General features: G+C 75.5%; 15 protein-coding genes. 5 read left to right on the top strand and 10 right to left on the bottom strand.

Annotation, left to right across the window (positions count from 1 at the left end; all coding sequences use genetic code 11):
- Nucleotides 1–29: 29 nt before the first annotated feature.
- From ACFYYR_RS30025 to ACFYYR_RS30015, 3 genes are all read right to left on the bottom strand, one after another.
- Complete coding sequence (locus tag ACFYYR_RS30025; RefSeq protein WP_388860517.1) at nt 30–4034, bottom strand: UvrD-helicase domain-containing protein; 4005 nt, start codon at nt 4032–4034, stop codon at nt 30–32.
- Nucleotides 4035–4236: 202 nt separating this feature from the next.
- Nucleotides 4237–7815: a UvrD-helicase domain-containing protein gene (locus tag ACFYYR_RS30020; RefSeq protein ID WP_388860514.1), complete on the bottom strand. Its 3579-nt coding sequence runs from the start codon at nt 7813–7815 to the stop codon at nt 4237–4239.
- Between the two features lie 237 nt (nt 7816–8052).
- Nucleotides 8053–8436: an MGMT family protein gene (locus tag ACFYYR_RS30015; RefSeq protein WP_388860511.1), complete on the bottom strand. Its 384-nt coding sequence runs from the start codon at nt 8434–8436 to the stop codon at nt 8053–8055.
- Between the two features lie 341 nt (nt 8437–8777).
- Between ACFYYR_RS30015 and ACFYYR_RS30010 the strand changes: the two genes are divergently transcribed.
- Together ACFYYR_RS30010 and ACFYYR_RS30005 are read left to right on the top strand one after the other, a co-directional pair.
- A complete protein-coding gene (locus ACFYYR_RS30010; RefSeq protein ID WP_388860508.1) occupies nt 8778–11705 on the top strand; it encodes a flippase-like domain-containing protein in 2928 nt (975 codons plus the stop codon).
- A gap of 86 nt (nt 11706–11791) precedes the next feature.
- Entirely contained in the window at nt 11792–13555 is a 1764-nt protein-coding gene (locus ACFYYR_RS30005) for an alpha/beta fold hydrolase (protein ID WP_388860505.1), read from the top strand.
- Between the two features lie 222 nt (nt 13556–13777).
- On the opposite strand, the gene moeZ is transcribed toward ACFYYR_RS30005, so the two are convergent.
- The 7 genes from moeZ to ACFYYR_RS29970 all read right to left on the bottom strand — a co-directional run bounded on the left by moeZ (nt 13778) and on the right by ACFYYR_RS29970 (nt 23579).
- Nucleotides 13778–14956: an adenylyltransferase/sulfurtransferase MoeZ gene (gene moeZ, locus ACFYYR_RS30000; protein ID WP_388860502.1), complete on the bottom strand. Its 1179-nt coding sequence runs from the start codon at nt 14954–14956 to the stop codon at nt 13778–13780.
- Nucleotides 14957–15016: 60 nt separating this feature from the next.
- The gene (locus tag ACFYYR_RS29995) at nt 15017–15772 is read right to left on the bottom strand and encodes a spherulation-specific family 4 protein (RefSeq protein WP_388860499.1); all 756 of its coding nucleotides are present in this window, start codon (nt 15770–15772) and stop codon (nt 15017–15019) included.
- Entirely contained in the window at nt 15760–16710 is a 951-nt protein-coding gene (locus ACFYYR_RS29990) for an NAD-dependent epimerase/dehydratase family protein (RefSeq protein ID WP_388860496.1), read from the bottom strand. The genes ACFYYR_RS29995 and ACFYYR_RS29990 overlap by 13 nt, the downstream gene beginning before the upstream one ends.
- A 352-nt stretch (nt 16711–17062) precedes the next feature.
- Nucleotides 17063–18289, bottom strand: a complete 1227-nt coding sequence (locus ACFYYR_RS29985) for a hypothetical protein (RefSeq protein WP_388860493.1) — start codon at nt 18287–18289, stop codon at nt 17063–17065.
- Nucleotides 18290–18645: 356 nt separating this feature from the next.
- On the bottom strand, nt 18646–20535 hold the full coding sequence (locus ACFYYR_RS29980) for a DUF3492 domain-containing protein (RefSeq protein ID WP_388860490.1): 1890 nt from the start codon (nt 20533–20535) through the stop codon (nt 18646–18648).
- A gap of 504 nt (nt 20536–21039) precedes the next feature.
- On the bottom strand, nt 21040–22599 hold the full coding sequence (locus tag ACFYYR_RS29975) for a DUF3152 domain-containing protein (RefSeq protein WP_388860487.1): 1560 nt from the start codon (nt 22597–22599) through the stop codon (nt 21040–21042).
- Nucleotides 22600–22607: 8 nt separating this feature from the next.
- Nucleotides 22608–23579 (bottom strand): alpha/beta fold hydrolase, encoded by a 972-nt coding sequence (locus ACFYYR_RS29970; protein WP_388860484.1) that lies wholly within the window; start codon nt 23577–23579, stop codon nt 22608–22610.
- A gap of 270 nt (nt 23580–23849) precedes the next feature.
- On the opposite strand from ACFYYR_RS29970, the gene ACFYYR_RS29965 reads away from it, so the two are divergent.
- From ACFYYR_RS29965 to ACFYYR_RS29955, 3 genes are all read left to right on the top strand, one after another.
- Entirely contained in the window at nt 23850–24071 is a 222-nt protein-coding gene (locus ACFYYR_RS29965; RefSeq protein WP_388860481.1) for a hypothetical protein, read from the top strand.
- Nucleotides 24072–24226: 155 nt separating this feature from the next.
- Nucleotides 24227–24868 (top strand): TetR/AcrR family transcriptional regulator, encoded by a 642-nt coding sequence (locus ACFYYR_RS29960; protein WP_388860478.1) that lies wholly within the window; start codon nt 24227–24229, stop codon nt 24866–24868.
- A 141-nt stretch (nt 24869–25009) separates the two neighbouring features.
- Nucleotides 25010–25237, top strand: coding sequence for a DUF3107 domain-containing protein (locus ACFYYR_RS29955; protein ID WP_388860475.1), 228 nt, complete (start codon nt 25010–25012; stop codon nt 25235–25237).
- Nucleotides 25238–25497: the final 260 nt, after the last annotated feature.

The following is a 25497-nucleotide window of genomic DNA, read 5'->3' as shown; positions in this document are numbered from 1 at the left end:
TCCTCACGGTTCCGGCGGGGTCCGGCGGCTCATTCCGGGCCCCCGGGCACGGGCTGCGCCGCCCCGCTCAGGAGCAGGCGCTCCAGCGCGGCGCGGTCCGGCAGCCCGGGCGGCCGGACCACCTCGCCGCTGCGGACGTGCAGGAACGACGCGGTCACCGCGGACAGCGGCAGGCCGTGCCGTTCGGCCCAGGCCAGGCGGTAGACGGCCAGCTGGAGCGGGTCGGCGGTCCGGCCGCGGCCGGTCTTCCAGTCGACGATCTCGTAGCGGTCGCCGTCCGGCCCGCGCTCCCGGTACACGGCGTCGATCCGGCCCCGGATCAGCCGCCCGGCGAGCGTCAGCTGGAACGGCTCCTCGACCCGGTACGGGGTGCGGTGCGCGTACGGCGTCCGCTCGAAGGCCTCCTTGAGTGCGGTCAGATCGTGCTCGTCCCTGATGTCCGGATCCGTACGGTCGTCGGGGCCGTCGAGGCCGCCGGGGAGCTCGTCCGGGCCGAGCATCGGCAGCGGGAGCTCCTCGAAGCGGGACTCCACCCAGGCGTGGAAGCGCGTGCCGCGGCGCGCGGCGGGCTGCGGGGGGCGGGGCATGGGACGGGCGAGCTCCTGGGCGAAGCCGTCCGGGTCGGCGGCGAGCCGGAGCAGCTGGGACGTGCTGAGCGCCGGGGGCACCGGCACGTCCCGCACGGCTGCGCGGGCGCGCCGCAGCTCGCCGGTGAGGGCCTCCAGGTCGCGGTCCCAGGAGGCGACGGCCCGCGCCTCCTCGGGGCTGAGGCCATGTTGGTCCTCGGGGCCGGGGCCGTCCTCGAAGCCGGGGCCGTCGTCGGGGCGGGGGCCGTGCTCAGGGCCGGAGCCACCGTCCCGGGCCGGCTCCGGATCGGCCCCGGTCCGGCGCACCTGGTGCGGCACGGTGCCGTGGCGCGTGGGCGCGGCGGCCGCCGCGGTCCCGGGGGTCCCTGTGTCGGGGGCCCCGGTGTCGGGGGCCCCGGTGTCGGGGGCCCCGGTGTCGGGGGCCGCCTCGTCGAACGCGAAGGGGTCCCCGTCGACGGGTCCCGCGCCGAGCGGACCGGCGTCGAAGGCATCGGTGCCCAAGGGATCGAGGCCGAAGGGATCGGTGCCGAAGGGGTCGGCCTCGAGCGGGTCGGCCTCGAAGGGGTCGTACGGGTCGTCGTACGGGCCGTCCTCCGGGAGCACCCAGCCCTCCGGATCGTCGTCGGGCGGCGGGGGCCATTCCGGATCGTGCACGACCCCGACCCCGACCCCGGCGCCGGCACCGCCTCCGAAACCGGCACCCGTACCCGATCCGGCACCCGCACCCATGCCCGCACCGACCGCAGCCCCGGCCCCACCCGCGCCGACGCCCCGCTCCGCCCCCGGCCCTCCGGGCTCGCGCGCCGCGGGCACGCCCCCCGAGCGGGCCAGGATCCGGTCCAGGTGGGTGCGGACGGCCTCGGCGGCCCTGCGGCGCAGCGCCAGCGCTTCGGGGTCCAGCGGCAGCGGCCAGGCGCGGTCCGCCACCGCCTCCTCCAGGGCCGGGTTCTCCGCCCCTTCCTCGGGTGCGTCGGCCCAGGCCTCGACCTCGCCGTGGCCCGCCTCGCAGTGCTCCCGCAACGCCTCCAGGAAGGCGGACGGGCCCCGTGGCCTCCGCTGCGTCGGCCCCCACCAGTGGCCGGATCCGAGCAGCAGGGAGCGGGGCCGGGTGAACGTCACATAGCCCAGCCGGAGTTCCTCCGTGGCCTGGTGCTCCTTCATCGCCGTCTTGAAGCCGGCCATGCCCTTTCCGGTCCACTCCCCCATCTCCGGCAGGGTGTCGGCGTCACCGCGCAGCGCGTGCGGCAGCACCTTGGCGTTGGCCGTCCAGGACTCGCGCGCCTGCTCGCTGGGGAACTGCCGCCCCACCAGCCCCGGAACCACGACCACGTCCCACTCCAGCCCCTTGGACTTGTGGGCGGTCAGCACCTTGACCGTGTCGTCGCCGCCGGGCAGGGCGTTGTCCAGGCCCTTCTCGTGCCGGACGGCCGTGCGAAGGAAGCCGAGGAAGGCGAGCAGCGTCGCCTCGCCGTCCAGGGCGGCGAACGAGGCGGCGATGTCGAGGAAGTTGCCGAGCGTCTCCCGGCGCCGGGCGGCCAGGGCGTGCGGGGACGCGGACAGTTCGACGTCCAGACCGGTGGTGGCCAGCACCCGGTGCAGTACGTCCATGAGCGGGTCCGCCAGGCATCGCCGCAGGTCACGCAGTTCCGCGGCGAGCCGGGCGAACCGGATGCGGGCCTGCGCGGAGAACGGCAGCCCGTCGTCCGGCCCGTCCGCCAGGAGAAAGGTGTCGAGTGCGTCGGAGAGCGAGACGAGCTCGGCCGTGTCCACCCCGGCGACCGCCTCCGCGAGCCGCGCGTCCGGGTCCGGGTCGGTGCCGTCCGCGGCGGTGCGGACGAGCGTCCGGGCGCGGCGGCCCAGCAGGGCGAGGTCACGGGGGCCGATGCGCCAGCGCGGCCCGGTCAGCAGCCGGACCAGGGGGGCGTTGGCCGTCGGGTCCTGGAGCACCTCGCACACCGCGACGAGGTCCGCGACCTCCGGCAGGTGCAGCAGGCCGGACAGTCCGACCACCTCCACCGGGACGTCCCGCTCCACCAGCGCGCCCTGGATCTGCGGGAAGTCCCCGGCGGTGCGGCACAGCACCGCGATCTCCCCCGGCGGGGTGCCCGTGCGCACCAGGTGGGCGACGGAGTCGGCGAGCCACGCCAGCTCCTCGGCGTGGGTGGGCAGCAGGGCGCACCGTACGACGCCGTCCCGTTCGGCGCCGGGGGCCGGGCGCAGCGCCTCCACTCCCTCGTGGAGCGAACGCAGCGGGCCCGCGAGCCGGTTGGCGAGGTCCAGGAGGCGGCCGCCGCTGCGCCGGTTCTCGCTGAGCGCGAAGCGCTGCGCGGGGCGGCCGTCGGACCGCGGGAAGTGCGCGGGGAAGTCGTCGAGGTTGGCGACGGAGGCACCGCGCCAGCCGTAGATGGCCTGGCAGGGGTCGCCGACGGCGGTCACGGCGTGCCCCGTGCCGTCGCCGAAGAGGCCTGCGAGCAGCAGCCGCTGGGCGACGGAGGTGTCCTGGTACTCGTCGAGCAGGACGACCGAGAACTGCTCGCGCAGCATCCGGCCCACCTCGGGGTGGCTGCGCGCGAGCGTGGCGGACAGGGCGATCTGGTCGCCGAAGTCGAGGAGGTCCCGGCGCTGCTTCTCCGCCCGGTAGGCGCGGACGAGGTCCAGCAGCTCCAGGCGGGCGCGGGCGGCCTCGGGGGCCTTGCGCAGATCGGCGTTGCCGAGCTTCGCGCCGTCGAGGGTGCGCAGCAGCGCCGTGTCGTACGCCTGCAGCCGCTCGGCGGGGACGAGGTGTTCGGAGATCTCGGCGTCGAGGGCGAGCAGGTCCTCGACGAGGGCGGGCAGCGACTTGGTGAGCGCCGGATAGGGCCCGGGGGCGGAGCGCAGCACCTGGGCGGCGAGCTGGAAGCGGGTGGCGTCGGCGAGGAGGCGGGCGCTGGGCTCCAGCCCGATGCGCAGGCCGTGGTCGGTGAGGAGCTGCCCGGCGAAGGCGTGGTAGGTCGAGATGCGCGGCTCGCCCGGTACGTCCTCGGCCGGAACGTGCCCACCCGGCGCGTCCTCCGCCGACGCGCTCCCACTCCGCACGGTCCCGGCCGGAACGGCGTGCTCCGGGGGGACGCCGAGGGTTCCCGGGCCGCCCGCCGGAGGGGACGGCGCCGGCGGGAGCCCGTCCGGATCCGTGACCCCCGCGGCCAGCAGCGCCTTGCGGACCCGCTCGGCGAGCTCTCCCGCGGCCTTGTTGGTGAAGGTGAGGCCCAGCACCCGGTCGGGTGCGACCTGGCCGGTGCCGACGAGCCAGACGACGCGGGCGGCCATCACCGTCGTCTTCCCGGAGCCCGCCCCGGCGACGATCACCTGCGGGGCGGGCGGCGCGGTGATGCACGCCGTCTGCTCCGGGGTGAACGGGATGCCCAGGAGCTCCTTGAGCTCCTCGGGGTCGGTGATACGCGCTGCCATCCGAGTGAGGCTAACGGCCGCCACCGACATCGGGCGCGGGGCGGGGGCCGGGCCACGCGGTGTCGCGTGCCTGCGCCCGGCGACCGGGCCCCCGCAGCCGCAGCCGCGCCCGCCGGACCGGTCCGGCGCCCGGAGGCGAGCGGAGGCGAGCGGAGGCGAGCGGAGGCGAGCGGAGGCGACCGGCCGCGCCGCCCGCCCCCGGTCACTCCACGACGTGCCGCCCCTCGGGCTGGGCGGTGCAGGCGTTGCGGAACGCGCAGTGCTGGCAGTGCCGGCCGGTGCTGGGGGCGAAGCGTTCGTCGAGGACCCGGCCCGCCGCGGTGGCGAGGAGCTCCCCGGCCCAGTCGCCCGCCACCGGCTCCTGTGCCTGGACGGCGGGCAGGGCGTCGCCGCCCTCCTTCTTCGGAGCACCGAGGCGCAGATGAACCAGCTCCGCGCCCCCCTGCTCGGGCGTCCGCCCCCCGAACGCGCCGTCCACCGCGCCCTCGCCCACGGCGAGCTGGTAGACCGCGAGCTGCGGGTGCCGGGCGACCTCGGGGCCGGTCGGCTTGGCCTTGCCGGTCTTGAAGTCGACGACGTAGGCGCGCCCCGCGTCGTCCGTCTCGACCCGGTCCATGCTGCCGCGGATGCGGACCGAGCAGGAGCCGGCCTCCAGCGTGACGTCGAAGTCGTGCTCCGTCGCGACGGCGGAGCGGCCGGCCCGGTCCATGACGTGCCAGCGCAGGAAGCGCTCCAGGGCGGCGCGCGCGTGCTCCTTCTCCTGCCGCGACTTCCAGGGCGCGTCGAAGGCGAGCGCGTCCCAGACGGAGTCCAGCCGCTCCATGAGCACGGCGAGATCGGCCGGCGTGCGGCCGGAGGCGACCTCGTCGGCGAGGACGTGCACCACGTTGCCGAAGCCCTGGGCCGCGGTCGCGGGCGTGTCGGCCTTCACCTCGCGGCCCAGGAACCACTGGAGCGAGCAGGTGTTGGCCAGCTGGTCGAGAGCGCTGCCGGAGAGGGCCACGGGGCGGTCCGGGTCGCGCAGCGGTACCGCGCTGTGCGTCGGCTCGTACAGGCCCCACCAGCGGTCCGGGTCGGCCGCCGGGACCAGGGGCTGGCCGGTTCCGTCCGCCGTGCCGTCGTCGTCCCGGAGCGCGGCCAGCCGCGCCAGCCGGCGGGCGGCGGCGTCGCGCAGGGCCGGGGAGGCGGCGGGGTCGACGGTGGTGGCCCGCAGCTCCGCGACGAGCGCGGCGACGGCGAGCGGACGCCGGGGCCGGTGCGCGATGTCGACCGGGGCGACGCCGAGTTCGGTGAGGAACCGGGACGGCTGGTCGCCGTCGTCGGCGGGGGCCTTGACGGCGGTGACCACCAGCCGTTCCTTCGCGCGGGTGGCGGCGACGTAGAACAGCCGGCGCTCCTCGGCGAGCAGCGCGCCGGGGGTGAGCGGTTCGGCGAGGCCGTCGCGGCCGATGCGGTCCGCCTCCAGGAGCGAGCCGCGGCGGCGCAGATCGGGCCAGAGCCCCTCCTGGACGCCCGCGACCACGACGAGCCGCCACTGCAGCCCCTTGGAGCGGTGCGCGGTCATCAGCCGTACGGCGTCGGGCCGCACCGTGCGGCGGGAGAGGGTGTCCGCGGCGATGTCCTGGGCGTCCAGCTCCTCGATGAAGTTGAGAGCGCCCCGCCCGCCCGAGCGCTCCTCGGCGCGCGCCGCGGTCTCGAACAGGGCGCAGACGGCGTCGAGGTCGCGGTCCGCGTTGCGCCCGGCCGCGCCGCCGCGGCGCGCCGCCCGCTCCAGCCGCTGCGGCCAGGAGGTGCCGTTCCACAGCACCCACAGCGCCTCCTCGGCGGTCCCGCCGCCCGCCAGCAGCTCGCGGGCGTCGCGCAGCAGACCGCCGAGGCGCTGGGCCGCACGGGCGTACGCCGGGTCGTGCGCGGTGAGCCGCTCGGGCTCGGCGAGTGCCTCGGCGATGAGCACATCGGACGGGCGGGGCACCGTCCGTCCGGCCACCCGCTCCTCCTCGCGCAGCGCCCGGCCGAGCCGCCGGAGGTCGGTGCTGTCCAGGCCGCCCAGGGGCGAGGTGAGCAGACCGATGGCGGTCTCGACGTCCGGGGCGGCGTCCTCCGGGGCGCGGGCGGCATCCTCGGGCGCGGGCGCATCTTCGGGCGCGGGCCCGTCCTGGGGCACGGGCGCATCCTCGGGCGCGGGCGCATCGTCCGCGCCCCCGTCATCCGGCCCCCGGTCGTCCACCCCCCTGGAGACCGGTCCCCCGGCGTCCCCGGACTCGCCCGTCCCGTCCGCCGCCCCGTCGGCCTCCCACACCGGCTCGGCACCGCCCCGCAGCGCGGCCGTGGCCGCCGTCTTCAGCGCCGTGAGCAGCGGCCCCACGGCCGGCTCATGGCGCAGCGGCAGGTCGTTGCCGTCGATCTCCAGCGGGACTCCCGCGGAGGTGAGCGCACGGCGTACGGCCGGTATCGAGCGCCCCCCGGCGCGGACCAGGACCGCCATGTCGCGCCACGGCACACCGTCCTCCAGGTGGGCGCGGCGCAGCAGGTCGGCGACGTTGTCCAGCTCCGCGCCGGGCGTCGGATAGGTGAACACCTCGACCCGGCCGCCGTCGCGCACCGCCGCGAGATCCCGGTGGGCCCGCACCGCGTCGGCCGGCAGCCGGGTGAGCGGCATCCGGCGGGTGAGCAGCCGGGTCGCGGCGAGCAGCCCGGCGCCGGAGCGGCGCGAGGTGCCGAGCACGGCGACCCGGGCCGGGGCGCCGTCGGTCTGCCGGAAGGTCTGCGGGAAGTCCAGGATCCCGTTGATGTCGGAGCCGCGGAACGCGTAGATCGACTGGTCGGGGTCGCCGAAGGCCACCAGCGTGCGGCCCGGGTGCGGCGCGCCGCCGGTCCGCGCCGCACCCGGCGGCCGGGTGCCGGAACGCGGCCCTCCGCCCGGTACCGCGTTCCCGGCCAGCGCGTGGAGGAGCCGCACCTGCGCCGCGTCGGTGTCCTGGTACTCGTCCACGAAGACCGCGTCGTACCGCGCCGCCAGGTCCGCCGCCACCTCCGGCCGCCGCGCCAGCAGGACCGCCCGGTGGACCAGCTCCGCGTAGTCCAGCACGCCCTGCATGTCCATGACGTCCAGGTACTCCGCCAGGAACGAGGCGGCCGCCCGCCAGTCCGGCCGTCCCTGCCGGGCCGCGAAGGCGTCCAGCGCGCCGGGGCCGAGCCCCAGCTCCCGGCTGCGGGCCAGCACCGCCCGCACCTCGTCGGCGAACCCGCGGGTCGTCAGACAGGCCCGCAGCTCGTCGGGCCAGCGCCCGCCGCCGCGCCCCTCCCGCGCCAGCTCGATCTGTCCGGCGAGCAGGTCGCGCACCACGACGTCCTGTTCGGGGCCGGTCAGCAGCCGCAGCGGATCGACGAAGAGCTCCACGTCCTGGTGGGCGCGGACCAGGGCGTAGCAGTACGAGTGGAACGTCGTCGCCTGCGGGCCCGCCCCGCCGAGCCGGGCGGCCATCCGGTCCCGCAGCTCGACCGCCGCCTTGCGGCTGAAGGTGAGCACCAGGATCCGCTCCGGGGCGGTGCCTCCGGCCACTCGCCGGGCCACCGCCTCGACGAGGGTCGTCGTCTTCCCGGTGCCCGGTCCGGCGAGGACGAGCAGCGGTCCCCCGGGGTGCTCAACCACCGCCCGCTGACGTGCGTCCAGAACAGGAGGGTCGACCGGCGCCGGCGGGGTACGCACCAGTCGGTACGCGCCGTGGACCGACGGCCGTACCTGCCCGTGCGGCGCGGGGGACGCGAAGGAGGAGCTCACGTGGATCGCCGGTCCTGGTGGGTGTGCTGGTTGCGGTGCTGGGCAGGCCCGCCCGGGAACCGTGCGACGGGCCGCGGGGCCGTCACGCCGGTCCCGGGGGTGGGTGTGCTGCGAGCTGACGAGGCTACGCCCTCGCGCGGGCGGCGCGGCACGGGTCCCCGGTGCGGCCGGGACACTCCGCGGGATACTCCGAAGGGGTCCTCGGTCACCTCATCGGACGTCCGATGGCGGAAGCTGTCAGATATGAGCTCCTTCGTCCGCGCCGTCACCGGCGCCGCCGTCCCAGCGGGCCCGCGCCATGTCGATCCTCGGCAGCCGGCCGGCCGCCGAGGACCCGGCGGCCCGGAGCGGAGTGCCCTCGTCCCGGTAGTGGCCGAGCGCCCGCTGCTCGTGTCCGGGCAGCAGGGCGCCGTCCGCGCGGACGACCCGCCACCAGGGCACCGCGCCGCCGTAGAGCGCCATGACCCGGCCGACCTGCCGGGGGCCTCCCGCACCGAGCCACTCGGCGACATCGCCGTACGTCATGACCCTGCCCGGCGGAATCAGCTCGGCGACCTCCAGGACCCGCTCCGCGTACTCCGGCAGCCCGGCCGACACGTTCTCCCGACTCATCCGGCCCATCCTGCCGCACCGCGCCGACATCGGCACGGGCCGCTCACGGACCGTTGCCGTCGCAGGACACGGGCCTGCCGCACGGTCCCCACGGCCCCGCAACGCACCCTGATGACCTCCTCAGGGGTCGGGCCATGCCACCATCTTCCGGGCGGTGACTGGTGATACGAGATCAAAAAGAGACGACCGGGCAGCAGAGTGCCGAGCCTCCACAGGGAGAGGCCCGCACCTCTGACGCGCCGTCGCGCCCGGACACGGCCGCGCCCCCCGCGGACGCCGCCCGGCCGCACGACGACCGGTCGCCCGCCCGGGTGACGCCGTCCCCCACCGACCCCCCACCGCACGACGCCATGACATCGCACGACGAGCCGGCACCGGACGCAGAGCCGGCGCCGCACGACGACCGGGCACCGCACGACGGTCTTCCGCACGGCGGCCTTCCGCACGACGAGGCACCGCAGCAGGACGCCGGTTCGCAGGGCCACTCCGGCTCACGCGGCGGCTCCGGCTCACGGAACGACGCGGACGACGCCGCCCCGGAACCGAACGGAACGCCCGGAAGCGACCCGGCGCCCGGGAACGGCCCGGCGGCCGACGGCTCGTCGGACGCCGGCGGCACCCCGCCCCCGTCCGGCACGGGCGGCGCGCCCCCGTCCGGGGACGGCGACGGTGCCGGTCCCCCGCCGCCCGGCCCCGACGGCTGCGACGGGGACAGCGCGCACGTCGACCGGGTCTCCGGCGACGAACCGCTGCTCCCGGCCCGGGTGCACCGCCCGGCCGACCTGGTCCGGCTGCTGCTCGGCGTCCTCGCCGTCGCCGTCGTGCTGGCCATCGCCGCCTTCGCCCACGGCACCACCGAGGGCCTGGAGAAGGACGTCGGAAAGGGCGCCGGCCAGGCTCCCGCGCTGCTCATCAGCTTCACCGGCTTCGCGTCCAGCGTCGCCGTGCTGATCGTCCCCGTGGCGTTCGCCCTGGAACGGCTCATCAAACGCGACGGACTGCGGATCGCGGACGGCGTGCTCGCGGCCGTCCTGGCCCACGGCGTGGCGCTCGCCACCGATCTGTGGGTCGCCCGGGCGGCCCCGGCCTCCATCCAGGACGCCCTCACCCAGCAGGCGCCGAACGGTGAGATCACCGACCCGGTGCACGGCTATCTCGCCCCCGTCATCGCCTATATGACGGCGGTCGGGATGGCGCACCGGCCGCGCTGGCGCGTCCTGCTCTGGGGCGTGCTCACCCTCCAGGTGTTCGCCGTCCTCATCGGCGGCTTCGCCACGCCCTTCTCGATCATCCTCACCGTGCTCATCGGCTGGACGGTGGCGTACGGGACGCTCTACACGGTCGGTTCGCCGAACGTGCGGCCTACCGGCCAGAACCTCCTCGCCGGGCTGCGCCGGGTCGGCTTCCGGCCGGTCAGCGCGCTGCGCGCGGAGGAGGACGCCGACGCGGACGCCGAGCGCCAGGAGCGCGGCCGCCGCTACCTCGTCACCCTGGAGGACGGCCCGCCGCTCGACGTGACCGTGGTCGACCGGGAACAGCAGGCCCAGGGCTTCTTCTACCGGGTCTGGCGGCGGCTGGCGCTGCGCGGCATCACCCAGCGCCGCAGCCTCCAGTCGCTCCGGCAGGCCCTGGAGCAGGAGGCGCTGCTGGCCTACGCGGCGATCGCCGCCGGCGCCAACGCCCCCAAGCTGATCGCCACCTCCGAGCTCGGCCCGGACGCCGTGATGCTCGTCTACGAGCACGTCGGCGGCCGCACCCTGGACGCCCTCCCCGACGAGGAACTGACCGACGCGATGCTGCGCGGCACCTGGCAGCAGGTGCAGGCGCTCCAGTCGCGGCGCATCGCGCACCGCCGGCTCGTCGGCGACGCGGTCATGGTGGACCACGACGGGGCGGTCGTCCTCACCGATCTGCGCGGCGGCGAGATCGCCGCCGGTGACCTGGTGCTCCGGATGGACATCGCCCAGCTGCTCACCACCCTCGGCCTGCGGGTCGGCGCGGAGCGGTCGGTGGCCGCCGCGGTGGAGGTCCTCGGGCCCGACGCGGTGGCCGACAGCCTGCCGCTGCTCCAGCCCATCGCGCTCAGCCGCGGCACCCGGGCCACGCTGCGGCACCAGGCCAAGGAGCGGGCGCAGCGGGAGCGGGAGGCCGTGCTGGAGGCGTCCCGCGAGGCCCGGGAGGCGGAGGGCGAGGCCGCCGCCGGTGACCGCAAGTCCCTGCGGGCCGAGAAGAACGCCGAGAAGAAGGCGATCGACGAGGCCATCGAGGAGGCCCGCGAGGAGGATCTGCTGGCCCAGATCCGGCAGCAGATCCTGCTGATCCGGCCGCAGGCCACGGTCGAGCCGGCCCGGCTGGAACGGATCCGGCCGCGCACCCTGGTCAGCATCATCGCGGGCGCCTTCGCCGCGTACTTCCTGCTGTCCCAGCTCACCCATGTGAGCTTCAAGGACGTCATCGCCGAGGCGAACTGGGGCTGGGTGGCGGCCGCGCTGCTCTTCTCGGCGCTCAGCTATGTCGCCGCCGCCCTGAACCTGCTGGGGTTCGTGCCGGAGAAGGTGTCGTTCGTCCGCACCGTACTGGCCCAGGTCGCCGGCTCGTTCGTGAAGCTCGTCGCCCCGGCCGCGGTCGGCGGGGTCGCGCTCAACACCCGCTTCCTGCAGCGCGCGGGCGTCCGGCCGGGGCTGGCGGTGGCCAGTGTCGGCGCGTCCCAGCTGGTCGGGCTCGGGGTGCACATCATGCTGCTGATGATCTTCGGCTATCTCACCGGGACGGAACGCACCCCGTCGCTCTCCCCGTCCCGCACGGTGATCGCCGGGCTGCTGACGGCGGCCGTGCTGGCGCTGATCGTGACGGCGGTCCCGGCGCTGCGGAAGTTCATCTCGACCCGGGTCCGGTCCCTGTTCGCCGGTGTGGTGCCGCGGATGCTGGACATCATGCAGCGGCCGCAGAAGCTGGTCACCGGCATCGGCGGCATGCTGCTGCTGACGCTGGCCTTCGTGATGTGCCTGGACGCCTCCATCCGCGCGTTCGGCGGCGAGCTGAGCTACGCGAGCCTCGCCGTGGTCTTCCTCGCGGGCAACGCGCTCGGGTCGGCGGCGCCGACGCCGGGCGGTGTCGGCGCGGTCGAGGCCACGCTGACGCTGGGGCTGATCGCCGCCGGGGTGCCGAAGGAGATCGCCACCCCCGCGGTGCTGCTGTTCCGGCTGATGACGTTCTGGCTGCCGGTCCTGCCGGGCTGGCTCTCGTTCACGCACCTGACCCGCAAGGAAGCCATCTGAGGCGGTGCCGGTGCGGCGGCCCGCGGAGCCGCGGGCCGGGCTCGGTCACCGGGCCGACGGCCGGACCGGTGACCTAGAGTTCTTGAATGGCCTATGTGCACATACGGGCGGTGTCCCGGGCAGCACGATCCATACGGGCGCGGTCCCTGCGGGCGCTCTCCGTGCGGGCGCCGTCGGAACGTCCGCGCCCGGGACGGGAGGGCGGGCCCGGCCGCCCCGCCCCGGTGACGGACGGCGCCACCGGTGCCCCGCCCCCGCGGCCCCCGTCGGGGCAGCGGTCCTCGGGGCGGCGGTCCCGGCGCACCCGGATCCTGCGGGCAGGCGCACTGGCCGCCGCGGGCGCCCTGGCCGCCACGGCCACCGCGGCGTGCGGCAGCGGGGACGCGAGCGCCCGGTCCGGCCCGCTCACCGAGCAGCAGCTCGCGTGGGAGAGCTGCCCCGCCCCCTCCACGCTCCAGGGCGCCGGCGCGGGAGCACCCGAACCCCTCCCGGACGGCGCCGCGTGGGAGTGCAGCACCCTCCAGGTGCCACTCGACTGGTCCAACCCGGACGGCAAACGCATCGATGTCGCCCTGATCCGCGTCAAGGCGAAGGACCAGGACCGGCGGCTCGGCTCCCTCGTCTTCAACTTCGGCGGCCCCGGCGCCTCGGGCGTGGCCACGCTGCCGTCCGCCGCCAAGGAGGACTACACCACCCTCCACTCCCGCTACGACCTGGTCAGCTTCGACCCGCGGGGAGTCGGCGAGAGCGAAGCGGTGCGCTGCCTCGACGACAAGGGCCTGGACGCCCTGTACGCCACCGACAGCACCCCGGACAACGCCACCGAGGTACGGGCCGGGCTCGCCGACACCAAGAAGTCCGTCGCCGCCTGCGTGCGGAACTCCGGCACGGTACTGCCGCACGTGGGCACCGAGAGCGCCGCCCGCGACCTGGACCTGCTGCGCGAGGTTTTGGGCGACGACAAGCTGAACTACTTCGGCATCTCCTACGGCACCGAACTCGGCGCCGCCTACGCCCATCTGTTCCCCCGGAAGGTCGGACGGATGGTCCTGGACGCCGTGGTCGACCCGGCCGAGAACCCCGAACAGGGCGCCCTCGCCCAGACCAAGGGCTTCCAGCTCGCGCTGGACAGCTTCCTGAAGGACTGTGCGCAGAAGGCGTCCTGCCCGACCGGCACCGACCCGGAACAGGGCGAGCAGCGGATCAAGGATCTGCTGCAGCAGCTCGACTCCACCTCGCTGCCCACGGAGGACGGCCGCCGGCTGAACCAGACCCACGCCCTCAACGGCATCGTGCAGGCCCTCTACTCCCAGGACCTGTGGCCGTATCTGAAGCAGGGTCTGGAGGAGGCGCAGAACCTCAGGACCGGGAACCTGCTCCTCGCCCTCTCCGACTCACTGACGGGCCGTGACCAGCAGGGCCACTACAACAACATCCAGTCCGCGAACACCGCGATCGTCTGCGCCGACGACAAGAGCCGCTACACCCCCGACGAAGTCCGGGCGAAGCTGCCGGAGTTCCGCGCGGCGTCCCCGGTCTTCGGCGACAACCTCGCCTGGGGACTGCTGCAATGCACCGGCTGGCCCGTGACCGGGAAGGCGGACGGCGTGGACGTCTCCGCTCCGGGCGCCGGCCCGATCCTCGTCGTCGGCAACACCGGCGACCCGGCCACGCCCTACGCGGGGGCGAAGCGGATGGCCGAGGGACTCGGCAAGGGCGTCGGCATCGAGGTCACCAACAAGGGCCAGGGACACGGCGCCTACGGCAACGGGAGCTGCGTGACGAAGGTGATCAACGCCTACCTGCTCGACGGAAAGGTCCCCCGGGACGGCACCGTGTGCCCGACGTGACGGACTCCCCGACGTGACAGGCTCCCCGGGGTGACGGGCTGCTCGCCGGACCTGCCGCCCCGGAGCCACGACGGGCCGCCCACCATCGGTGGGCGGCCCGTCGCCGCGTTCGCACCCCGGCCGCTCGGCCCCGGCAGCGAGGCCGACGGAGCCGGGTGCGGCAGCCTCGTCCGGTGGACCGGTCGTCGAGTGGACCGGTCGTCCAGTGGGGACCGGCCTCGTCTAGTAGACCGGCTTCGTCGGCTCGATCTGGTGGACCCAGCCGATCACGCCTCCGCCCACATGGACGGCGTCCGCGAAGCCCGCGTTCTTCAGGACCGCGAGAACTTCCGCGGAGCGGACGCCCGTCTTGCAGTGCAAGACGATCTTCTTGTCCTGCGGCAGGCCCTGCAGGGCGGTGCCCATCAGGAACTCGTTCTTCGGGATCAGCCGGGCACCCGGGATCGAGACGATCTCGTACTCGTTCGGCTCCCGGACATCGATGATGTCGATGCTCTCGCCGCTGTCGATCCACTCCTTGAGCTGCGCCGGAGTGATGGTCGAACCGGCCGCGGCCTCCTGGGCCTCGTCGGAGACGACGCCGCAGAACGCCTCGTAGTCGATCAGCTCGGTGACCGTCGGGTTCTTCCCGCAGACCGCGCACTCCGGGTCCTTGCGGACCTTGACCTGCCGGTAGGTCATCTCCAGGGCGTCGTAGATCATCAAGCGGCCCACCAGCGGGTCACCGATGCCCGCGAGCAGCTTGATGGCCTCGTTGACCTGGATGGAACCGATCGACGCGCACAGCACGCCCAGCACGCCGCCCTCGGCGCAGGACGGCACCATGCCCGGCGGCGGGGGCTCCGGGTAGAGGCAGCGGTAGCAGGGGCCGTGCTCGGACCAGAAGACCGAGGCCTGACCGTCGAAGCGGTAGATCGAACCCCAGACGTACGGCTTGTTCAGCAGCACGCAGGCGTCGTTGACCAGGTACCGGGTGGCGAAGTTGTCGGTGCCGTCGACGATCAGGTCGTACTGGGAGAAGATCTCCATGACGTTGTCCGCCTCGAGGCGTCCCTCATGGATCACGACGTTCACATAAGGGTTGATGCCCAGCACCGAGTCACGCGCCGACTCGGACTTGGGGCGGCCGATGTCCGACTGGCTGTGGATGATCTGGCGCTGCAGGTTCGACTCGTCCACCTCGTCGAACTCCACGATGCCGAGCGTGCCCACGCCGGCCGCGGCGAGGTACATCAGCGCCGGCGAGCCGAGGCCGCCTGCACCGACGCACAGCACCTTGGCGTTCTTGAGCCGCTTCTGACCTTCCATTCCGACATCGGGGATGATCAGGTGGCGGGAGTACCTGCGGACCTCGTCGACGGTGAGCTCGGCAGCCGGCTCGACCAGGGGTGGCAGCGACACGGGGACTCCGGATCAGTAGGAGTACGGGTTGGTCTTCCCGTAACACTGCCACGCTCCGCCTCATTCCGAGACACCAGGTCCGATACGCGAGACGATGTCGTCCCAGTAGCCGGGCAGCGCCTCCCAGGGTGCGACACCGTCCCCCCGGTCGGTGTGGTCCGTGAAATAGATGGTGCCGGCGCCCTGCCAGCGGGCGATGCGCATGGCCTCCTCCAGATGGGTCCGCGGCACACCGTGCACCAGGTGGCAGAACCGCTCCGGAGGGTGCTCCGCCGTCCATTCCGCCACCTGTGACCAGCGGTATTCGGACCAGGGGCCGGAGAACGTCACCAGTTGGTCGGCGCAGTGGGCGTAGCCCCGGTGCGGGTGGCCGCCGTGGCAGGACACCACATGGGCACCGTCCAGGACCGCCCGGAGCGCGGTGACCAGCCGCCGGGTCTCCGGCAGCTCCGCCGCACCGGAGGGACAGCGCTGGAGGGAGAAGCCGGCCACCTTGTACCAGTCGACGAACCGGTGCGCCTCGGAGACCAGCTCCCCGAAGGGGCGGGTGCCGTACCGCAGATCGAGGTGGCCGAGGACCCGCACACCGGCGTTGGTCAGCCGGCCCGCCGCCTCCAGGCAGTGCGGATCGGGCAGCACGCCGGGCCCGCGGTCGATGTCGAGCACCGCCCAGTGCAGCGGGATCCCGGGCCGGGTGAGTTCGGCCCATTCGACCGGCGCCACCAGCGGATGGGCGTAGCCGGGGACGCCGAACCCCAGCCCGGTCCCGCCCGGCGCGCCCGGTCTGCGGCGGCCGGTGGAGGTCAGATGCGACATGCCGCCTCCATCCAGATGTCGGCGAGGGACTCCTCCAGGTTGATGCGGGGGCGCCAGCCGAGCCGGTCCCGGGCGGTGCGCACGTCGGCCTGCTGCCAGGAACCGCAGCCGTCCGGATAGGGGAAGGCGGGCTGGAGACCGAGGTGGTCCCCGCCGGGCCCGGCCAGGCCGCCGCGCGGATGGCCCGGTTCCAGCTCGTGCACCGCACCGCCGTAGCCCGCGACCCGGCCCAGCAGGGCGGCGGCGTCCCGGAGGCGGACCGCGCGGCCGGTGCCGATGTTCACCACACCCTGGGCCGCCGAGAGGGAGGCGGCGTGCACGGCCCGCGCGACGTCCCGGACGTCCACGAAGTCGCGCTGCACACCCAGCCCGCTGAGTTTCAGCTCGCTGTCCCCGGCCTGCATCGCGCGGCGCATCGCCTCCGCGAGGCGGCCCAGCGGCGACCCGGCCGGGGTGCCGGGCCCGGCGGGCGAGAAGACCCGCAGCACCACGGCGTCCAGGTCGGAGCCGAGCACCAGCTCGGTCGCGGCGAGCTTGCTCACCCCGTACGGGCCGCCGGGGCGCGGTACGGCGTCCTCGGCGGTGGACGAGCCGGACTGCGACGGCCCGTACTCGGACGCGCAGCCGATCTGCACCAGCCGCGCGCCGCAGCTGCTGCGGCGCAGCGACTCGCAGACGGTGGCGACGGCGACCGTGTTGTGCCGGGTCAGCTCCCGGGCGCCGCCCCGCACGGCACCCGCGCAGTTGATCACCACGCCGGGGTGCACCGCGTTGAGGAAGCGGGTCAGCGCTCCGGGGCTCCCCGAGGCGAGGTCGAAGCGGACGTCGGCGTCGTCGCCGCGGCCGAGCGCGGTGAGCTGGACGGCCGGGTCGGCGAGGAGCCGGTCGGCGACGTGCCTGCCGAGATACCCGTTCGCACCGAGCAGCAGCACTCTCATCGTGCTGCCTCCCGCTGTGGACGGGACGGCTCCCCGGCGGGGCGCGTGCGGAGGCCGGTGGCCGTGCGGCGGCGGCATCGGGGCTCCGCCGGGGGGAGCTGTGCTCTCATTCTCGTTCTCCTAGGGGGAAGGGCCGGAGCTGTGGGGTGTGCCGGTACAGGGCTCCGAGGGGTGCGCCCGTACGGCGCGAAGGCGGCGGCCGTCGGCCACGGGCCGTGGACGGCGCGGGCCGGGCGGCGTACCGCTGCCGCGCGGGCCCGGCCGCGGGCACAACGGCCCCCGCGGCGGCAGTGCAGCGCCGTGGGGCGGCCGGTGGTGCGCGGGCCGGGACCAGGGGTGGTGCGGCGGGGGGTCACCGCGGCACCCCCGGCGTGCCGGAGTGCGCCGAGGCCCGGGTCAGAGTGGCGGCGGCGTGGACCAGCAGTGCCGCCGCCGCGAGGGAGCAGGCGGTGAGCGGTACGACCCCGGGGCCGTACGCCCGGACCGCGGCCTCCACCGGGGCCGACAGGGCGGCGCAGCCGGGGATCCGGGCCGCCGCCACGGAGCCGAGCGCCACGATCTCCACGGCGCAGGCGGCAGCGAGACCGGCGGCCCCGGCGGACGGACGGCCGTGGACGGTCGTCAGCCGGGCGACGAAGACGAGCACGCCCAGGGCGGCTGCCGGTGCGAGGCCGCCGGCCGGCCCCGCCGCACCCAGGACGGCCCGGGCCAGGAGGAGCAGGGCCAGCAGCGCGCCCAGGAAGAGGCCGACGGTGACGGGCAGCAGCGGGCGGACGCCGGCCCGGAAGTCGTCCAGCCCACGACTGGCCGCCAGCTTCCGCCGGGCGCGGACCGCGAACCCGTGCGCGCACTCGGCCGCGGGGAGGACGGCGAAGGTCAGGGCGACGGCGGCGGCCGCTGCCGCGGTACCGGGCCACAGACCTCCGGTGCCGTCGCCGGCCAGCCGGCCCAGCACCGCCTCGCCCAGCAGCAGATGGCCGCCGAGCCAGCAGGTCCACAGCGCGCCGCCGCTCCCGGACCGGCCGCGGCGGCTCAGCGGACCGCGGCGCAGACACACCCGCAGCGCGATCGCCACCGCCACCGCGCCGAGGAGCCCGGCGCCCAGCCGGGACACCGGCCCGACCGGTTCGAGCAGGCGCACCCCGGCGACCGCGACGGCGCACACGGCGCCCGGCAGCAGGAACAGCGCCCGCATCGCGCCGGGGAGCCCGCCCTCCCCGGCGGTGTCCGGGTCCGGTGTACCCGCCGCCGGCGCCCCGGCCACCGAAGTGTCGGCGGCGGTGCGCGGCACGCGGGCGTACAGCTCCTCGGCGAGCGAGAACACGTCCCGGTGCCGGAAGCGGGCAGCGGTCCGGTCCGTGACCCCGTGGGCCTCCAGACCGGCGGCGATCTCCAGCGGATCGACGGCCCGCGCGCACAGCTCCCGGTGCCGGTGCAGCAGCGCCTTCACCGGGTCGGCGGGCCCCCGGCGGGCCGCGGGCCGCGCCGCCCCCCGGGCGGGGAGGGCGCGGGACGAGCCGAGGGTGACTTCGTCACGAGGTGCCCCATCAGCACCGGTTGCCCCGTCGACTCCGGTCACGCTGCCGATCCGGGACTCCCCACCGGTTCCGGTTGCTCCACCCGTTCCGGTTGCCCCGCCGGCATCGGTTACCCCGCCGATTCCGCTTGCCCCGCCGGCAACGGTCACCCCGCCGGTTCCGCTTGCTCCGTCGCTTCCGCTTGCTCCGTCGCTTCCGGTCGCCCCACCGGTCACCGCCGCCCCGCCGTCGGCCGCGGCCGATCCACCCGCGCGCGGCCCGGGCACCGGCTCCCGCCGTACCCCCTGTTCCGGCCCCTCCGTCGGGACCGGCTCCGGCGTCCCGCCCTCGCCCGCCTCGGGCGTCGCGGCGTACGGCGTTCCGGGGCCGGTCGGGAACTCCGTCGTCCCGGGCGCGGTCATGACTCGGCCTTTCCGTGCCGGCCCGGATCCGCGGGGGCACCGTCGTAGGAGGTGTCCACGGCGTGCCGGCCGCCCTGCGTGCCCGCCCCGTGCGTGGCACCGCAGAGCGCTCCGGCTTCGGCGTCCTCGGGCCGGGCGGCGGCGTCCCGTTCACCGGTGGGAAGGGTCCCCGGGGCCGCCCAGCGCGGCAGGGGTGTGCGGCCGGTGGCCGCCCAGCGCCCCGGGACATGGGCCTCCGCGGGCCGGGTGAAGGGCTGCGGGGCACCGGGCCCGCCGGCCTCCTCCCGCCGGACGGGGCTGTGCGACATCAGCTCCAGGTAGATGCCACGAAATGCCGCGATGTTCTGCTCGGCGGTGAAGAGTTCGAGTGCCCGCGCCCGCGCAGCGGCCCCGAGCCGGGCCCGGCGCTCCGGGTCGCGCAGCAGTGCCACGCACGCGTCCGCCAGCGCGCGCGGATTGCGCGGCGGCACCACCAGGCCGGTGCCGCCGATGACTTCGCAGACGGCACCGACATCGGTGGAGACCGTCGCCCGCCCGCAGAACATCGCCTCGACCAGGCTGACGGGGAAGCCCTCGACGACACTCGACAGCAGCACCACGGTGGCCGACGCATAGGCGTCCGTGACCTCGGGCACCTCCGGACTGCCGGGCTCCTCGAAGGAGACGGGGCAGTCGCCGACGCTCCGCGCGTCCCGGGCCTCGTCGGGGAAGAGCTGGGCGGCGAGCACCCGGCAGTGCGCGGCGTACGTCTCCGCCTCCGCGCCGCGTCCGGGCGCGCCCACGATCCGCAGCCGCGCCCGCGGGACCGCCGTCCGGATCCGCGCGAAGGCGTGCAGCAGCGCGATGAGGTCCTTCGCGGGCTCGATCCGCCCCACCCAGACGAGCGTCGGTTCGTCCTCGCCCTCACCGGCCGCCGGGAAGCCGGTCGCCAGGCCGGCCGACGGGCCGCCCGTCTCCTCGCCGACCGCCGCGAACCGCCCCGCGTCCATGCCGGGATGGACGGTCCGCACCTTCTCCCGGGGGGCTCCGCACCGCTCCTGCCAGCGCCGGGCGTGGGTGTTGCCGGGGGTGACGAGGGACGCCCCGCCGTACACCTCGGCGGTCAGCTGCCGCTGGAAGGAGGCGATCAGGGCCCGCACCGGCAGGGTGAGGGGCGCGGTCGCGGAGCCGAGGTAGTACTCGCGGAGCCGGACGCCGTACTCGGTGACCAGCAGCGGCACCCCGAAGAAGCGTTTGGCCAGCAGCCCGGGAAGAGCGGCGGCACCGCCGGACGTGGCGTGGCACAGATCGACACCGCCGAGCCCCTGCTCCCCCTCGCCGTACCAGTCGAGGGACAGCGGGCGCAGCGCGCGCTCCAGGACCTCCGACACGGTGAGGAGGTCGGACAGCTTCACCCCCTGGGCGCCGCGCAGCGCACCGGGGGCCCGGCAGGCGGCCTCCAGGGCCCGGACGGCGGCCTCGGAGCGGAGCGCCACCGGCAGCCCGCCGCGCTCCCGGGCGAGTTCGGCGAGCCCGTACAGCCCTGCGGCGAAACGGTCCGCCTGTCCCTGCGCCCCGTCCTCCGCACCGCAGACCGCGGCCGCCAGTTCGCCCATGTGTCCGGCGAACCGCCGTCTCTCGCGCCGCCCGTACACCCGCCCGGCCGCCCGCGCCGAGGCGCCGCCGGGCCGCCACTCCGCGTCCGTCCCCCACAGCGGTGCGGTCCGCACCCGGTCGACCTGCGGCGGCAGTTCGACCCAGCCGGCCGACTCCTGACGCTCGCTGCGGCTGAGGGCGTAGATCTCGAACTCGTGCTGCGCGAGCCCGCGTACGAGCCGGTCGCACCACAGCCTCGCCTTACCGGTCGCATACGGGTACCCACCCTCCGTAAGCAGCCCAACGCGCATGTGTGCACCCCCGGTTCTCCCTGTCGTCGCCGCCGACCGGCAGCGGAAAGACCGTATGCGGGCATGCCGGTGGCGCGATGGACGGTTGTCCATCGCGCCACCGGAAGGGGTGAACGCTCGTGACTTTCCCGGCACGGCGGCGTTGGGACGCGCTAAGTCCGTGCCCGTCCGGCGCCGGTGAGCACGCCTCCGGGGCCGCGGGGGTTCCGTACGCCTCGGGGGCAACGGGAGTCCGGACACGGTTGCCGGAGGCGCCCTCGGGCGCACGGGAGCGCGCGGATGCGCAGGGAAGAGCGACGAGCCGGAGAAGCGCCGCGCACGGTCGGTTGCCCACGCGGCCGAGGGGTGGTGGACACGGCCTCGCCCCGGCCCACGCCATGACCCGGCCGGCCCCACCGCGGGCCCGGCCACCCACAAGAGGCCGGCCCCCCGGAGACCGGCCCCCGGAGATCAGCCTCCGGAAACCGACCCGCGAGTCAGCCCCCGGGACTCACCCCTCGGGACTCACCCCTCGGGAAAGGGCCAGGCGTTCGGCTTGCAGACCACGCCGTCCGTGGCCAGGAACTTCGTCTGCTGCATCATCACCGGAGCGAGCGCGCCCTGCTTCTCGCACGACTCGTGGTTCCGTCCCAGCCGGTGGCCCACCTCGTGATTGATCAGCATCTCGCGGTAGGAGAACATCTTGTCGCCGTAGGTCTTGGCACCCTGGGCCCACCGGTACGCGTTGATCATGATGCGTTCGGTGGACGCGGCGTCGCAGGAGACGTTGTCGACCGTGGTGTCCAGACCCGCCTTGGCGCACCACGTCGCGGTGGTCCCCGGGCTCGCCAGGGTGATCACCCAGTCGGCGTCCTTGCCGGAGACCCGCTCGAAGGTGCGGGAGTCGCCGTGGCCCCAGCTCCGCTCGTCGTTCAGGGTCCGGTGCACGGCCCGCGCGAAGAGCTCCCGGTCGAGCGGGAGATCCTTCTCCACGTCCACCCGGTACTTGACGACCTGGCCCTTGCCGGGCGCGGTGTCACCCCCCGGTACGGCGGCGAAGTCCCCGGATCCGGCGAGCCGGGGGTCCAGCGGGTAGCGGACCGCCATCCGGTCCTGGTACGAGGCGGCGGCCGCCGGCTTGCGGGCCGGCGTGGGGCGGTCCTTCGAACGGGACGCCTCGTCGGCGTTCTTGCGCGCCAGGTCGTTGGCGGCCTGCGGGGTGGCGCTGTTCCGGCCGCCGTCGGCGACCTGTCCGGCCACCACCACGGCGAGCACGGTGGTCACCGCCGCGGCGGTGATCCCGGCGAGGGTGCGGCCCTTGCCGCCCCGGCCGTCCCCGCCGCGCTCCCCGGTCCGCCGGACCTCGGCCGGGGGCTCGTCGTCCCCGCCCTGGCCCGCCGCCCGCTCCTCGAACGGCTCCTCGGAGGCCGTGGTGACCGCCGACGGCGCTCCCGCGGTGAAGACGTCCTCCTCGAAGGCGTCGAGGTACTCCTGGCGCGGCTTCGGGACGAGGCCGCTCGCCCCGGCTCCGGAGCCGACGGTCGCCGTGCCCCGGCCCTGCGGAACCGTCGCGGCACCCGCGGCCCGCGCCTCCGGGCCGGTCCCGCCGGACGGCCCCTGGGCCCGGCCCGCCGCCGGACCGGACGTCGTGCCGCCCGGCACGCGCTGCCACGCCCCGGCCGGTCCGCCGCGGGCGTTCGGCCCGGACGGTGCGTCCGCTCCGGGGCGCCGGGCACCGGCCACGGGGGTGCCCCGCGGCGGGGTTCCGGCGGCGGGCGGTGTGCCCCAGGCTCCGCCGCGCTCCCGGTGCTCGGGGTGGCCCCCACGGGTGGGCGGCATCCGCGGAACGCCCTGCGGCGGGGTGCCGGACAGGGGCTGCGGCCGGGGGAAGCCGCCGGTGTCCTCGGCGGCGCCGGAGTGCCCCCGCACCGGGGCGGTGTGCGGCCCGCCGCCCGGTTCGGCGACACGGCGGCGGCGTCCCGGACCGGGGCCGGCCGCCTGCCCGTCGGCCGGGCCGGACTCCTGCGCACCTGTCCCCGTGGTACCGGCCGTTTCGGTACGGCCGCGACGGCTATGACGTCCCACGCGTCGACTCAGCTCCTGCCCGATTCGGCGGCGTTCTCGCTCAGCAGCTCGCGGAAACCCCGCGCCACCGCCTCCGGATATTCCATCATCGCGACGTGCCCGGCGTCCGGCAGGGTCAGCAACCGGGAGTCGCGGAAGGCGAGGGAGGCCCGCCGCGCCATGCGAAAGGACACCAGCCGGTCCCGGCCGCCGTACACCAGCAGCGTGGGCGCGAGCACCCGTTCGGCCTGCCGCCAGAGGGAATGCTGGCCCCCCACGGTGTACGCGTCGACGACCCCGCGGGCCGAGCGCGTCATCACGTCCCAGAAGTAGGGGAGCCCCAGCCGGCGCTCGTATTCGGCCACGGCGGCGGCGAAGCCGGCGGGATCGACCAGCCCCGGGTCCCCGTAGCAGAGGGCGAGCACCTCGCGGGTCCGCCGCTCGGGGGTCCAGTCGCGGGTCATCCGGGCGAACAGCGAGGTCACGCCGGGGACCGCGAGCAGCGCCGTGGGCAGCGCGGAGAGCTGCGGGCGCAGCTCGGGCAGCGCGGGCGAGACCAGCGTGAGGGTGCGCACCAGGTCCGGGCGGACCGCGGCGACCCGCGTCACCACGGCGCCGCCGAGGGAGTTGCCGATCAGGTGGACGGGGCCGCGTCCGGCGGCCTCCAGGTGGCGGATGACGGCCCGGGCGTGGCCGGAGATCGAGAAGTCACCGTTGTCGGGCGGCGGCGAGTGGCCGAATCCGGGCAGGTCCAGGGCCTCCACGTCGACGTCCGCCTCGGTCGCGGCCATCAGCGCGGACCAGTTCACCGACGAGCCGCCCAGCCCGTGGACACAGAGCGCGGGCGGCAGCCCGGGGCGGACCGGTGGGCGGGAGCGGACGGTGAGCTGCAGCCCCGGAAGGGTGACCGATCTCAGCTCCTCCCCGGAGCCGGCTCGCGCGCCGTCGTCCGGGGTTACCCCCGCGGCGGTCCGGGTACCCGGCAGCTCGGTCGACGACATGCGGCAATGTTACGAGACGATCACGCGGCGGCCCGTGTGTTCGCAGTCACACGAAGGCATGGCATCGCGGACCGCCGTTCCCTCACCCGGCCCGGGCCGGATCCGGACGGCCGCCCGCACCGACACCGCAGGCGAGGAGGACTCATGCCGGACACCGGCGGGCCGGCGGCGGCACCTCGGGGCGCGCCGCCCGGGCCGTGGACCCCGGCCGGTCACGAAGAGGGGCCCCTGGCCCGTGTAGAGGGCGGTCGCCCTGGAAAGGGGGCCGGCATGACTGCCGATCCCAGTGATCCCGAGAACTTCGAGCCCGGGAACGATCTGTCCGAGTTCTCCATCGAGGCCCCCGACGCCGACACCGCCGACCAGCACCTCGACGTGGTCCCACCGGCCGAAGACACGCTGCCGCAAACGGACTTGGAGGTCGATCCGGCGGATGCCCTGGAGCAGTCCCGGGTGGTGCACCCCGGGGAGGACGAGGACGACCGTCCGTGACCTGTCCCTTTTGTCGGCCGTTCGACCGACCGTGCCTACTGTCCGGTCCGTGAAATTCTCGGCCCGCACCGCGCGCGTCCGGGTTACCCAAAAGTACGATGGCGGGCGCGGTGCACACTGCGTCGCCGCGCACTCAACCACCTATGGGAGGCGGCGTGACAGCCATCGAGCAGACCGAGGCGCGCCCGCGAGGCACGCGCCTGCCGCGCCGAGCCCGACGCAACCAGCTCCTGGGCGCGGCTCAGGAGGTCTTTGTCGCACAGGGCTACCACTCGGCGGCGATGGACGACATCGCCGAGCGGGCCGGCGTCAGCAAGCCGGTGCTCTACCAGCACTTCCCCGGCAAGCTGGACCTCTATCTGGCACTGCTGGACCAGCACTGCGAGTCGCTGCTGCACGCGGTACGGGCGGCCATCGCCTCGACCAACGACAACAAGCAGCGCGTCGCGGCCACCATGGACGCGTACTTCGCCTACGTCGGCGACGAGGGCGGTGCCTTCCGCCTCGTCTTCGAGTCCGACCTCACCAATGAGCCGGCCGTCCGCGACCGGGTCGACAAGGTGAGCCTGGACTGCGCGAAGGCGGTGTGCGAGGTCATCGCCGAGGACACCGACCTGCCGCCCGAGGAGTCGATGCTGCTCGCCGTCGGCCTGTGCGGCATGGCGCAGATCACCGCGCGCTACTGGCTGGGCTCCGGCCAGAAGCTGCCGCGGGACGCCGCGGCGAAGCTGGTGTCGTCGCTCTCCTGGCGCGGCATCGCCGGTTTCCCGATGCACGGGGCCGCCGCGCAGAAGTGAGCCGTGTTCGCTGCCGGCGTGCACGGACGGCGGCTTCACAGTCCCCGCACCGGGCTAATGTGTGCTGCGTACGGCGCGGCGTACCGCGCCCCTCCCTGAGCACAGCCAGGGGGAATCCCGAACCGTCGGAGGGACGTAGCCGTGGAGGTCAAGATCGGCGTGCAGCACGCACCCCGCGAGATCACTCTGGAGAGCGGGCAGCCTGCCGAAGAGATCGAGCGCGCGGTGGCCGATGCGCTCGGCGGCAAGGTACAGCTGCTGAACCTGGTGGACGAGCACGGCCGAAAGGTCCTGGTTCCGGCCGACCGCCTGGCCTATGTGGAGATCGGTGAGCCGACCGCCCGCAAGGTGGGCTTCGGCACCATCTGAGGCCGGCGCGGACACACCGCACCCAGCGGACGGGGGGGGGGGGGGGGGGGGGGCCGCGCCGCGGCGGGGGGGGGGGGGGGGGGGGGGGGGGGGGGGGGGGGGGGGGGGGCGGGGGGGGGGGGGCCCGGGGGTGCGGGTGCTGGGGCTGGGGCTGGGGTGTGCGCGGGGGCGGGGGGGGGGGCCGGGGCCGGGGCGGGGGCGGGGGCCGCCGGTGGGGCGAATCCCGGTACGGGCGCGGCCTCCTGTGGCGGCGCGAAGGC

Origin of the sequence: Streptomyces sp. NPDC001922 (assembly GCF_042891165.1) — a bacterium.
In the GTDB taxonomy this organism is placed as follows: domain Bacteria; phylum Actinomycetota; class Actinomycetes; order Streptomycetales; family Streptomycetaceae; genus Streptomyces.
The sequence above is the reverse complement of the archived record's forward strand: the minus strand, read 5'-3'. Positions and strand labels throughout refer to the sequence as shown.

What these genes read in the sequence shown, in the direction of transcription:
- ACFYYR_RS30025 (WP_388860517.1), bottom strand. Translation starts at nt 4,034, where the DNA reads ATGGCAGCGCGTATCACCGACCCCGAGGAGCTCAAGGAGCTCCTGGGC.
- ACFYYR_RS30015 (WP_388860511.1), bottom strand. Translation starts at nt 8,436, where the DNA reads ATGGGCCGGATGAGTCGGGAGAACGTGTCGGCCGGGCTGCCGGAGTAC.
- ACFYYR_RS30010 (WP_388860508.1), top strand. Translation starts at nt 8,778, where the DNA reads ATGACATCGCACGACGAGCCGGCACCGGACGCAGAGCCGGCGCCGCAC.
- ACFYYR_RS30005 (WP_388860505.1), top strand. Translation starts at nt 11,792, where the DNA reads ATGGCCTATGTGCACATACGGGCGGTGTCCCGGGCAGCACGATCCATA.
- ACFYYR_RS29995 (WP_388860499.1), bottom strand. Translation starts at nt 15,772, where the DNA reads ATGTCGCATCTGACCTCCACCGGCCGCCGCAGACCGGGCGCGCCGGGC.
- ACFYYR_RS29990 (WP_388860496.1), bottom strand. Translation starts at nt 16,710, where the DNA reads ATGAGAGTGCTGCTGCTCGGTGCGAACGGGTATCTCGGCAGGCACGTC.
- ACFYYR_RS29980 (WP_388860490.1), bottom strand. Translation starts at nt 20,535, where the DNA reads ATGCGCGTTGGGCTGCTTACGGAGGGTGGGTACCCGTATGCGACCGGT.
- ACFYYR_RS29970 (WP_388860484.1), bottom strand. Translation starts at nt 23,579, where the DNA reads ATGTCGTCGACCGAGCTGCCGGGTACCCGGACCGCCGCGGGGGTAACC.
- ACFYYR_RS29965 (WP_388860481.1), top strand. Translation starts at nt 23,850, where the DNA reads ATGACTGCCGATCCCAGTGATCCCGAGAACTTCGAGCCCGGGAACGAT.